Here is a 12,665-nt window from a genome sequence, read left to right on the forward strand (position 1 = left end):
TACGGTCGTGTCCAACCTCTATACGGTCGTTTCAATAAGACATGTCTCCAAGCGGGCCAGCAGCAGATCGCGCAACTGCGTCTCGGCCTGGCACGCCGCATCGACACGATCCGCGAGCTGCCGCATCGCCTCCGACTGATAGACGGGCAGGTAGAGATAGCGGACCAGCCCTTTGCGGACGGTATCCCACTGCTGCTGAACGGTCCATGCAAGCGCGGCAAGCGGATCTTCGGGATTGAAGGCATGCGACAGCCGGTAATGCTCCACCTGCTTGGCTAGGATGATATCGTTCAATTGCTGCACGAGATCCGCAAGCGCCGGCTTCAGCTTCTCCTCGTCCGTGACGAGGTGACGGAAGCATGCCGCGTATCGACGCAGCGACTTCATGCTCTCCGCCAACTTGCCTTGGTGCATCAGCTGGTTCAGCGCGAAGCGGGAGCGAGTCAGATCGATTAATTGTTCAGCTTCCGCCCTCGCCGCTGACGGTTGGCCTAGCTCGCTTCCGGCTTCTTTCGTCCGGCGCATCACGTAGTGCGTCACCTGATGCTCGCCGTTAAATAAATAGCGGTCCGCGAACCCTTCCGCCGCGGCAGCGAGTTCGGAGTATGGCAGCGTACGCGCGCGATAAGATAAATTTTCTCTTCGGTCGTGCTCGACGATATGGAACAGCTCCTGCTCCTCGTCATAGCCGTACACGAGCAGCGTATGATCGATATGCTGCTTCAAGTAAGCGTCCTTGCGGATCGATTCGTAATAGCTGTCCACCCATACGACGACCGGATGACCTTGGCCGATATGACGCCGAAGCGTATCGATGAGGTTCGCGCCGTCCGAATAAGGTTCGGCTGCCAGCCCCATGTCACGAAGCACGCCGGCCAGCGGCTGAACCGACTCATAGTCGACTTCCAGCCGATGCCAGTCTACCGTCTCCGCCAACCGATAGAGAATCAGATCGTTCAGCAGAAAAGGGAGAATGCTGCCGCCGAACTTGCGAACGGCCGGGAACATCGAGTTGTACAGGCAGCTGCGGTAATAGAGGTCGTTGAACGGTTCGATGCCGGCGATGACTACGGTACTCGGACCTATCCCTTCCGGTTCGCTGAGAACCCGCTGCTCATCCGAAGGCTTCACGGCAATTAGCGTCTCGTCGGCCGCAATATGAGCGGCCGCTCGGCGCAGCGTCCGGTTCTCGTTCAGCGCGTCTGTCGGCAACGGCTTACCCCGCCGTTCCGCCTCGACTTCCAGTCGGATGGCGAGAATCGAATTGCCGCCAAGGTCGAAGAAGTCGTCGTCCAGGTGCAGCGTCTCGTGGCCGAGCAAGTCGGCCCATATGCCGGCGAGGAGCCGCTCCGCATCCGTATACGCGCCATCGTCCCTGCCGGTTAAGACGACCGAGGCAGACGTCGGCAGCGTATCGGCCATCTTCGAATTAGACGTTGGACCGGCATGCGTCTCCGCCGTTTCAGGCGCAGAGGCGAGCCAGCATCTCGAACGCTGGAACGGATAGCGCGGCACCCGCGCTTTGCGAATCGCTTCACTCCCATAAAGCAAGTCCCACTCCGGTTCGATACCTTGCACGAACTGCCTGGCCGCCTGATCGCAGGCGTCATCACGTTGCTTGTTTCGATCGGTAGATGGATCTTCGCCGACAGCCGCCGAAAGAGAGGGATCGCGCGAAGCTGCAACGTCCGGAGCAGGCGTGTCGCCGATCCGCTGTCGGGCCAATCGCCCGCTGCGATCTCCATAATAGATGCCTTCTTCTGGGTAACTCGTCACTCCCTGTTCCAGCAGCTTCTTCAGCTTGGCGCGCAGCTCATCCTTGCCGCGAGCCACGATGGATAAGCGCGTCCCGTGCCGTCCTCGCCCCGTGTTCGCCGTGTAGCATAGTTGACGAAGCGTCGCCGGATTACTCGGCAAGTCGGACACGTAACGCCCGATCAGCGCTTGGAGCGCGATCGGCCCTCTCGCCGATAGCGCCAGCAGCTCGGCCTCATCGGCCGCTTCCAACAGCTCGCCAGCCGGGGGGGCCGGAGCTTCCTCCAGCACCAGATGGCAGTTCGTGCCGCTGAACCCGAACGAGCTGACACCGCATCGCCTCGGTCCCTCGCTCGCCCATGGCTCCAGCTTGTCGCTCACATAGAGCGGCGACGACTCGAAGGCGATGTTGCGGTTCGGCATCGAGAAATGAAGCGTCGGCGGGATCGCCTTGTACTTCAGCGCGGCGATTGCCTTCGCCATCCCTGCCGCGCCGGAAGCCGCATCGAGATGGCCGATGTTCGACTTGGCCGATCCGATCGCGCAGAATTGCCGGCGATCGGTATATCGCCTGAACGCTCGCGTCAAACCGTCCGCCTCGATCGGATCGCCCAGCCGGGTGCCGGTTCCGTGCGCTTCCACATACGCGATCGTCGCCGGATCGACGTCGGCGTCCTTCCACGCCTGCGTCAACAACCGTTCCTGCGCGGCCGCGTTCGGGGCGGTGATGCCGGCAGAAGCGCCGTCGTTGTTCATCGCGCTGCCCTTGATGACCGCATGAATGGCATCGCCGTCGCGCAGCGCCCGATCGAGCGGCTTCAGGAGATAGACCGCCGTCCCTTCACTCCATACGGTGCCGTCCGCGCGGTCGTCGAACGTCCGGGTCACCCGGGCTGCCGATTCGATGCCGATCTCGAAGACCCCATCCACCGGCATGAGGCACAACTTGACGCCGCCGGCGATCGCCATGTCGCACTCGCCGCCGCGAATGGCCATGCAAGCCAGATGAATGGCGACTAGCGACGAGGAGCATGCGGTGTCGACCAAGAACGCCGGTCCTTGCAAATCGAGCAGGTACGAGATGCGGCTGGCCATGATGGACGGCGTGTTGCCGATGCTCGCCGTTCCGATATCGGCCGGTTGATGTTTCGATATATATTGACCGTAGACCGGCCAATCGGCATAGCCGAGATACACGCCCGTCCGCGTGCCCTCGATCCGGCGTCCCCCGTAGCCAGCGTCTTCGATCGCCTCCCAAGCCGCTTCGAGGAAGAGCCGTTGGTTCGGGTCCATCAGGGCGGCTTCCTTGGGCGATAGCTGGAACAAGCCGTAATCGAACCGGTCTACCTCGTCCAAATATCCGCCGTGGCTGTACGCGGCGTCTTCCGCGCGCAAAGCCGTGAAAGCCTGCACGAACGGACGGCTGTCCCGTTGACGGTCGGGCGGCAGCGGCCGAATCGCATCTTCTCTTCCGGTAAGCCGCTCCCATAACTCGTCGATGTCATTCGCGCCGGGAAGCTTGACGGACATGCCGATGATCGCAATCTCCTTGCCTTGCCCCGGTTCTTGCCGCTTCAACGTCTTGAGAAGCGCGAGCCCGTCTTCCTTCTTCATGCGTCCGCTTGCGACTTGCTCCATAATGAGGCGCACCGGATTATCCATTGGTCACCTCCAGCCCGTAATATCGGTTCACCGCATCGTCAACGTTGAGGCTGCCTTGCTCGAGCTCCTCGAATAACTCCATGACGGCGGCTTCGAACTGCGAGTCCGGAGCCAGTAGCATGGCTTGCGCCTTCGTTCCGCTCCGCGGGTTATCCTTCCTTGCATCCGCCAAATATCCGGACAGCTTGGCGATCGTCGGGTACGTGAAGAGATCTGATATCGCGAGCCTTCCCGGGAATGTAGGTTCCAGATGCGCAAGCACCTTCGCGATCGAGATCGAATCGCCGCCGATGTCGAAGAAATTCGCGCCGACATCCGGTTGTTCATAGCCGAGAACCCTTCGCCACGCATCCGTGACGGCGACTTCGATCTCCGGGTACGTTACCGGTACACGGCCCGCGAACGCCGGATTCGTCTTGCTTGGTTGGCCTGCCGAGGCGCCGGAAGCTCCTTGGTTAACCGCGTCGGTCTGCGCGTCGTACCCGGATAGCCTGAAAGGAAGGCGATTCCCGAGCGCGAATAGATCGCTCTGCAGATTCAAGCGTCCGACCACGATATGTCGTTCGGGCAATTCCAATGCCCGGCTGAACGCTTCCATGCCCTGCCCTGCCGTTATGACCGCCAACAGCTCTTTGCTCTCGTCAATGTCCGCCCCTTCCGATAGTCCCGTGTCCAGCCACGAAGGCCAGCCGATGGACAAAGTCCGCTTCCCGGTTCTTGCCCGCATTTCCGCATAACCGTCCATGTAAGCGTTGGCCGCCGTATACGGTCCCGACCCGACGCCGCCGATCAACGTGATCGCCGACGAGAAGAGGACGAAGAAATCCGGTTCGTCAGGCGCCGTCAGGCGATCCAGCAGCATCGTGCCTTGGATCTTCGGCGCGAGCACCCGCTCCAGCATGTCGGCCTCGAGGTCGCCGATCCGGTTCCCTTCCGCCACTCCGGCCGCATGAACCACGCCCGCAATGCGCCCGTACCGCTCGCGAAGCATTTGAACGGCTTCCCCAAGCTGCCTCTCGTCCGACACGTCCGCCTGCACGATGTCTATGCGCGCGCCAAGCTGCTCCAGTTCGGCTATGGCCTTCCGAACTTTGCGGTTCTCCTTCTCCACGCCAGAATCGTCCGACAGGGAGATCCGTCCGGTTCGGGACAGCAGCGCGAGGTTGATGCCCGCAGCCGATTGCGCGGCAAGCTGGGCCGCGACATGCAGGCCGATGCCGCCGAGCCCGCCGGTAATCAGGCACACGCCTTCATTCGTTCTCAGCGAGGTTGCCTGTCTCTCGTGATGCTGAGGTAACGGGACGAGCCGCTGCACGTATCGCCCCCCCTCTCGGTAAGCGACCGCGAATTCCTCCGCCGCCGATCGGAGTTCCGGCCATATGGACAACACCGCTTCGGCATCCGGATCCGCGTCGATGCAGCGGATCGTCAGCCACGGGTATTCCCATATGGCCGCCTTGCACAATCCGATCAGCGCGGCATGTTCCGGAACAACCGAACCCTGTGCCTCGGTGACGCCGTGCGCGCGATCGGTCAAGACGGCCATCTCGAGCGGGCTCGACCATCCGGCCGCCGCAAGCCCCTTGACGAGCATGAACACGCTTCGCAGCCCTCTTGCCAGCCGGTCCGTCGCCGCGCTTGCCTCGTCCGCAGCCCCGCACCCCGAGAACGCTCCTGCATGCACGATCGCGTCGATACCGGCGCCGTCCAGCGCATGGATCAAGGCTTCGTAATCCGACTCCCGCTCCCCGATCGTGTACCGTTCCGGGCTGGCGCTGTGGAACGACGAACCGAACTCTACCTCCGTCACGCGCGTGCCGGACTTCCGGTACAGCGCCGCTAAGGAAGCAGACAAACCGCGGTTGTCCTTGAACAGCAGCGCGTGCGCCGGACGGCGATCATCTGCGCTAGCCCTATCATGCGCCCCTCGTTCCCAAGTGAGCGTGTGGAACATGCTGTCGCTTGCTTCCCGGTCTCCGGAGGGAACGGCCGGGATGCGCAGCCAGCACCGATGCGGATCGAACGGGTAGAGCGGCAGCCGGATGCGGCAGCGCCTCTCGCGCCGGTACATCATCTCCCAATCGAGGTTGGCGCCTTGCGCATAGGCCAGCGCCAGGCTCGCTAGGCTCGACTCGTCCCGCTTGCCGGATGCGAGGTAGCGTTCCATCGCGTCGTCGATCCGCGCTGGCGAACCGCTGCTATGCGTGTCGACGAGATGTTCATCCGCACCCGCTTCCCGTCCTGGCATGCCTGCCACCCATCGTTGGCGCATGGCAACGGGCACGTCATTCGCCCTCGCCTTCTCCAGCAAGCCGGCCAATTCGGCCGCGCTTCCGACTACGGCAGCCACGCGATATTCATAATGGCCTCTGCCCATGCTTGCGGTGTAGCATAGATCATCAACATTTACGGTTGGATGCCTATTAACGAAATCATCGTAACTCTCGATCAGCTTGCGCAGCGCCGATTCGGATTTGGCCGACAGCACGAACAATCGCGGCCGTGACGCGAAGGCATCCTCAGGCTTCGTCACAACTTGCGCGCCATCTTCTCCGGTGCCAACCGAGCGTCCGTCCTCCTCCGCTTCTTCCAGAATGACATGGCAGTTCGTGCCGCTGATGCCGAAGGAGCTGACACCGCATCTTCGCTTCTCCTCGCCCGCAGGCCAATCGGTCAGCCGGTCGACGATGTAGACGGGCGAATCCGCGAACGGAATATTCCGATTCGGACGGTCGACGTGCAAGGTCGGCGCAAGCTTCCGGTACCGGAGCGAGAGCGCCGCCTTAATCAACCCCGCGATGCCGGCCGTGCTGTCCAGATGACCGATCCCGCTCTTCAGCGCGCCGACGCCGCAAAATTGCTTGCGGTCCGTATAGCGCCGGAACGCGCGGGCGAGTCCGTCGATCTCGATCGGATCGCCGAGCTTCGTGCCGGTGCCGTGCGCTTCCACGTAGCCGATCGACCGCGGATCGATGCCTGCCCGCTCCCATGCGTCCGCGATGACCTGCTCCTGCGCCTCGGCGTTCGGGGCGGTCAACCCGGCGGAGCGGCCGTCTGCATTCACCGCGCTCGACCGGATCACCGCGTAGACGGTATCCCGATCCGCCCTCGCCTTCGCGTACGACTTGAGCACGACGACGGCCGCGCCTTCCCCGGTCCCCGTGCCGTCCGCCGCGTCGTCGAACGTTCTGGCCCGAGCCGTCGACGATTCGATCCCTACCTCGGCTTCGCGAACTGGCAGCAGATGGAGCTGAATGCCGCCGGCCAGCGCGATCTCGCATTCGCCGCCCCGGATCGCCCCGCACGCCAGATGAACGGCGACGAGCGACGACGAGCAGGTCGTGTCCACGACCATGCTCGGCCCTCGCAAGTTCAGCAAATACGAGAGGCGGCTCGCGATGATCGGCCGGACGTTGCCCGCCACCGCGAGCGATAACGATTCGGGCTCGACCGCGTGGATCATCGCCTTGTAATCGGCATCCGAACCGTAGCCGAGATAGACGCCCGTGCGGCTGCCTTCCAGCGCCGTCCCGCCGTAACCCGCGTCCTCCAGCGCATGCCAGGCGGTCTGCAGGAATACGCGCTGATTCGGGTCCATCAAGCTCGCTTCCTTCGGCGAAAGCTTGAAGAACGGATAATCGAATTTGTCGATGTCCTCGACATACGCGGCCTCCCCATACGGGATCTGATCCAGAGGTCTGCCCACGAACGAGAAATACCGGTCGGTGTCTTTTTTGCGTTCCGGAGGCAGCGGGCGGACGGCATCCCGGCCGGCGCATAAATTCGCCCAAAATTGCTCGACCGTCTCCGCAAGCGGAAGCTTGAGCGAAATGCCGATAATGGCAATGTCTTCATCGGACTGGTCTTCAAACGCGATGCCATCGTCCGATTCGAACAGCAAGCCGTCCAGCTTCAACGACTGAAAGTCCACGCGCGTCTCCCTCCTCTCTCGCCTGCCCGTAATCAAGCGCCCGGATTCAAATATTCCGGAAACAGCGCTTCGGTTCGCGTGTCCGCCAAGATGTCGCGGAACCGGTCCCGCTGTTCTTGTTCCGGCACGAGCTTCGTATCCAAAATGCGCTTGAGCAGCGACAGCGCTCGCCGCATCTGCGCTTCCGTCGGCCGCGCCCCTTCTCCCTGCGCGTCCAGCTGCTCCTGCAGCGCCGCGATCTCGCGGTAAGGCTCCAGTACGCCGCGTTCATATTCCGCGTTGTCCCAATTCCGATTCCGCGTGCTGACGGCGGCGGTCAAGCATCTAGTCACGACATTGCGCGCCGAACGCTTGCCCTTCTCGTCGGCGATCTCGGCGGCCAGCTCCTGACGCAACCGCTCCAGATGCTCCGTTGAATCGAACGGGAACGCGCGGACGGTTCCCGCGCATGACGGCATGAGGTGCGTGAGCACCGTCTTGGCTCCGATCTCGGCGGCCATCGACACGCCGGCGTCCTCAAGGTAACGCATCGCGTCCAGCCAGCGGACAGGCGCCGTCAGCTGCGCCGTCAGCAGCAAGGCCGCATCCGCAGGATCTTGATAAGGCTCGCCCGTCACGTTGGAGAGGACCGGCCACTTCAGCGGGCCGAACGCGACGGCGGCCAATTCCTCGCGGAACCGTTCTGCCGCCGGCTGCATGAGCGGGCTGTGGAACGGCGCGCTTACGCGCAGGAACGTCGTGCGGGCCCCATGACCCGACAATATCGCGGCCGCCTGCTCGACCGCCTCCCGATGGCCGGACAGAACGAGCTGGTCCGCCGAGTTGTAATTGGAGACGCCGACTTGCAGACCGCTAGCGGCGGATGCCGACCTGCAAGCTTCGTCCGTCTGCGCTTGGCTGGCTCCGATCACGGCGCACATCGCGCCTATTCCCTCGGCGGCAGCCTCTTGCATGAGCCGCCCCCGCGTTCGGACCAGCCGCAGCGCGTCGCCGAACGACAGCGCCCCGGCCGCCGCGAGCGCCGAGAATTCCCCGAGGCTATGTCCGGCCGAATACGCCGGCTGCACGCCGATTTCCTCCATGTAGACGGCGAATGCCGCGCTGCTCACGGTCAGCAGCGCCGGCTGCGTGTATTCCGTTCTCGCCAGTTTCTCTTCCGTACCCTCGAACACGAGAGCGGCCATATCGTAGCCGAGCGTATCGGCCGCCTCTTCGAAGACCGCCCTTGCCGAAGCGTGATTATCGTGCAGCCATCGGCCCATGCCGATATATTGGGAGCCTTGTCCCGGGAACAATAAGGCAAGTTTTCTCATCGCTCGCGCTCCTCTCACGACCTGACTTTCTCTTGCGTTAGTTGCTGGATTAAACCTAAGTAACTCTTGATCAAATGTTGCGCGCGGTCATGCAGCAGCCTTCGATCGTTGAACGCGAAGCTGCAGCTAATTCGCTGCTCCGTCTCGTCGTCTTCCAGCACCAGCAGCGCATCGAACGCGCCTAATAACTCAACCTCCCTGCCGCTCAAGTTCACCGGACTCGCCAATAGCAGAGCTTCATTGCCGGAAGGATGGCCAGCTCGCTTCATGACCTGTTCAACCGGCATGGATTGCGATTCAGCGCGGTTCCGCTGTTCGCTCACGCTCTCATACAGCTGTTCGAACGCCGTCATGCCGCTTAAGTTCGCGGTGACCGGAAGCAAGCCGTGTTCTTCCACCGACATGGTGTACAGCGCCGCGCTGCCGCTGCCCCCGGCTTCGGACAATAGATAGAGCAGCGCTCCGATCAGAATGTCGTAGCGCGCCACGCCGCTGGCCGCCGCAAGCCGCGCCACGCCGACCCGCACCTCGCCCTGCAGCTGGAAGCGGATCGTCCTCGACCCGCTCGCCTGCGCGCTCCTGCCGAAATAAGCCGCGGGCAGACGCTGACGCAATAACGGTTCCGCCATCGCGGCTCCCTCGCGGCGGCCATCGATCCATGCGGCCTGCTTCGCGATCGTCGCATGCGTGAATAAATCCGTGATCCGCATTCCGGCGCCGCACGTTTTCTCCAATTTGGCGTGCAGCTGCATCAGTCGAATCGAATCGCCGCCGACCTCCATGAACGGATCATCCAAGCCGAAGTCGCCCGAGCCCAACACCTGATCCCATAGCTCGCGGATGGTCGCTTCGGTCTCGCTGGCGGCGCGGACAGCAGAATCGCTTGCCGTCAACGGCTGCGCGATCCGCTGAAGCGCCGATCTGTCGATCTTCCCGTTCGCCGTTCTTGGCACGCCTTCGATCCGGTAATAGACGGACGGAATGATCGGCGCGGGCAGCAGCTCGGCCAAATGTGCGCGAAGTCCACCTGCGGTAAGGCTGGCGGACGACTTCACGTAAGCGGCCAGACTTTTCTGGCCGGAACCGGTCTCGACCGGCAATACTACGGCTTCCTCTACGTCCGGATGGCGCTGCAGGTGATGCTCGATCTCGCCCGGCTCGATCCGGTAACCGCGAATTTTGAGCTGGTTATCGTTCCGGCCGTGGAACAGCAGATTCCCGTCCGGCAGCCAGGAGCCGACGTCGCCCGTCCGGTACATCCGCTCGCCCGCCGCGAACGGATCCGCCGCGAATCGGCTTTCGCTAAGCGCCGGTTGGTTCAAATACCCGCGCGCCACGCCGGCGCCGGCAATGCAGATTTCGCCCGGAACGCCGATCGGTGCGAGATGGCCGGCTTCATCCAATACGTACACCCGGTAATGGAGAATGGGCTTGCCGATCGGAATCGGACCGTCCGCGTCGCCGTCATACCGGTAATACGTCGCGCACACGGTCGCTTCGGTCGGGCCGTAAGTGTTGTATACCTTGGCATGGCGCTTCAAATGGGTGATATAAGACGGCTTCATGACGTCGCCGCCGCTGATGAAGACGCGCACCCCTCGCATGCCCGGCTGCTTGTTCAACTCGTTCAATAGCAGCGCCGACGCGGAGACGATCGTAACGCCTTCGTCCTCGATCAGCTTGACGAGCCCGGACGTATCCAGCACGTCCATCCGCTGCGCCATGACGATGCGACCGCCAGCCGCCAATACGGGAAACACCTCTTCGATGAATTGATCGAATGCGCACGACGCCTGCTGCAAATATACGTCGTCGGCCGTCAAGCCGAACTCCCGCCGAAAAGCCTCGACGTACGCGATCAGGTTGCCGTGCGTAAGGACGACGCCCTTCGGGTTCCCCGTCGATCCGGATGTATAAAGCACGAGCGCGCTCTGCCGCGGCGTGGAGACATTGTCCGGATTCAAATCATCATGCGCGCGGAAGTCGTCATCGTCTACCCGGATCGTCTCGCCGTCGAAGTCGAGCGCCACCGGACGATCGTCCGCGATCAGCAGCCGCGAACCGCTGTCTTGCAGCATATAAGAGACGCGCGATGGCGCGTACTCGTGATCGATCGGCACGTAAGCGGCACCCGACTTCAGCACCGCCAGCAAGGCGATCAACAATCGCTCGGAGCGGGCCATATAGATCGCCACGAAATCCTCCGGCCGCACGCCCTTCTCCCGCAGCCGCCGAGCAAGGCCGTTCGCCCGCTCGTTCAATTCGCGGTATGCGAAGGCTCTCCCCTCGTGCACGAGCGCCACGCCGCCCGGTGTGCGCTCCGCCTGCCGTTCGAACAGAACGTGGAACGGCTTCGCGTCTGGATATTCGGCCGGTCTGCGCAAGCGGTTGAATTCGGTGAGAATCTGATCGCTTTCGCTCTCCGTCGCCAACTTGACATCGCGCAGGCGGGCACCTGGATGACTGATTAGCTGCTCAAGCACGTACCGGTACTGCTCCGCCAACCGACCGACCGCCTCGTCCCCGTAGCGTTCCGTATCGTAAGCGAGCTCGATGCCGATTCCGTCGAACAAAGCGATGCCGAGCGTGAGCGCATAATGCGTGTTCTCCTGCATGTCGTAACTCGAGATGCCCATCGCGCCTCCGCTGCCTAGATTACGCTGAAGCGGATAATTCTCCACGACGACGATCGAATCGAACAGCGGCTGTCCCGCTCCCAGTCCGCTGCAGGCGGTGACGTCCGTCAGCGGCGCGTGTTCGAACGTTTCCCGTTCTCGCAGTTGCTCCGCCAGGGCTTGAAGCCATTCGGAGACGACCGTATCCGGCGCCATTCGCGCCCGCAGCGGAACGGTGTTGATGAACAAGCCGACCATCTCTTCGACGCCGGGGATTGCCGGCACGCGGCCCGACACGGTCGTGCCGAACAGCACGTCGTTCGATCGGCTGTAGCGGCCTAGCAGCAGGCCCCAGGCGCCATAGAACAGCACGGCCGGCTGCAGCTGGAGCTCCCGCGAACACGCATATAGCCGCTGCGTCGCGATGTCTTCCAACGCGATCTTACATCTTCCAGATGCCGGGGATTGCGCCGGCCGCTCGACGCGCGCCAGCTCCGGCAGCGACGTTCGTTCTTCCAAGCCGGACAAGGCATCCTGCCAGTATGCCTGCACCCTCGCTTTGCTTTGCGCCTGCCGCCATTTGAGAAACTGTTTGAATCCGGTCTTCACGCGCGCCGGGGGCGTTGCGCCCGCCTTCAGCGACTCGTAAGCTTCGAGAAATTCGCGCATGATCACGCCGTTGCTCCAACCATCGTACAGAATATGATGCCAGCTGATCAGCATATCGCCTGCTTGCGCGCTTCGCTTGCAAACCGCGATGCGCAGCGGCTTCGTCCGAAGATCGAAGGGCCGCTCTTGCTCCGCGCGGAGGAATTCCTGTGCCAATCGCTCGCTCTCCGCCGGCATCTCGGCGCTGTAATCCCGAATCTCGATCGGGACGTCGATCCGTTTCAGCACCAGCTGAACCGGCCGCTCCATTCCTTCCCAGCGATAGACCGTCCGCAGCATGTCGTTCGCTTGAATCACGTGCGCCCAAGCTTGCCGGATCGCGTCCGGCGCCAGATCGCCGGTTAGCCGCAGCGTCAGATGCTGGGCGTAATGGCGGTCGTCGCCCGTCATGGCGTGATACAGCAGACCTTCCTGCAGCGGCGTCAAGCCTAGAATGTCTTCTACGTTCGATTTGTCGAGCTTCGTAGGTTCGCCGTTCATCCTACCCGTCCTTTCCCGTTGGTCAATGCTGTCAGGTTAAGAGGGCTCCGCCCTTTGACCCGAGTTTTATTGCTCCCTCCCCCTTCCCCCCTCCGCCGAGGGGAACCATAGGGCTTTGCCCTCTGGACTCCCTTTTTCGCGCTGGCGCACTTATTCGCGGTCGGCGATTGGGCTTGAGCGGGGCACGCTTTTGTCCTGACGGACAAAGCTTCATTGGGTGTTGAAACTCAGTCCTAAGAC

General features: G+C 62.6%; 4 protein-coding genes. All 4 read right to left on the reverse strand.

All coding sequences use genetic code 11. From position 1 onward, the window contains the following. Positions 1-18: 18 nt before the first annotated feature. Genes BCM02_RS20625 through BCM02_RS20640 form a run of 4 tightly spaced genes read right to left on the reverse strand, consistent with a single transcriptional unit; the run spans position 19 to position 12,425 of the window. A complete protein-coding gene (locus BCM02_RS20625; RefSeq protein WP_148931028.1) occupies positions 19-3,417 on the reverse strand; it encodes a beta-ketoacyl synthase N-terminal-like domain-containing protein in 3,399 nt (1,132 codons plus the stop codon). Beyond that, on the reverse strand, positions 3,410-7,348 hold the full coding sequence (locus tag BCM02_RS20630; protein ID WP_148931029.1) for a type I polyketide synthase: 3,939 nt from the start codon (positions 7,346-7,348) through the stop codon (positions 3,410-3,412). Before BCM02_RS20630 ends, BCM02_RS20625 begins: the two co-directional genes overlap by 8 nt. A gap of 32 nt (positions 7,349-7,380) precedes the next feature. After that, a complete protein-coding gene (fabD, locus tag BCM02_RS20635) occupies positions 7,381-8,661 on the reverse strand; it encodes an ACP S-malonyltransferase (protein WP_148931030.1) in 1,281 nt (426 codons plus the stop codon). A gap of 14 nt (positions 8,662-8,675) precedes the next feature. Then, a complete protein-coding gene (locus tag BCM02_RS20640) occupies positions 8,676-12,425 on the reverse strand; it encodes a non-ribosomal peptide synthetase (RefSeq protein WP_148931031.1) in 3,750 nt (1,249 codons plus the stop codon). Between the last annotated feature and the right edge of the window lie 240 nt (positions 12,426-12,665).

It is taken from the genome of Paenibacillus methanolicus (assembly GCF_008124765.1).
Classification (GTDB): domain Bacteria; phylum Bacillota; class Bacilli; order Paenibacillales; family Paenibacillaceae; genus Paenibacillus_Z; species Paenibacillus_Z methanolicus.

Excerpts from the sequence above, each read along its gene's own strand:
- BCM02_RS20625 (WP_148931028.1), bottom strand. The coding sequence starts at position 3,417 with ATGGATAATCCGGTGCGCCTCATTATGGAGCAAGTCGCAAGCGGACGC.
- fabD (WP_148931030.1), bottom strand. The coding sequence starts at position 8,661 with ATGAGAAAACTTGCCTTATTGTTCCCGGGACAAGGCTCCCAATATATC.
- BCM02_RS20640 (WP_148931031.1), bottom strand. The coding sequence starts at position 12,425 with ATGAACGGCGAACCTACGAAGCTCGACAAATCGAACGTAGAAGACATT.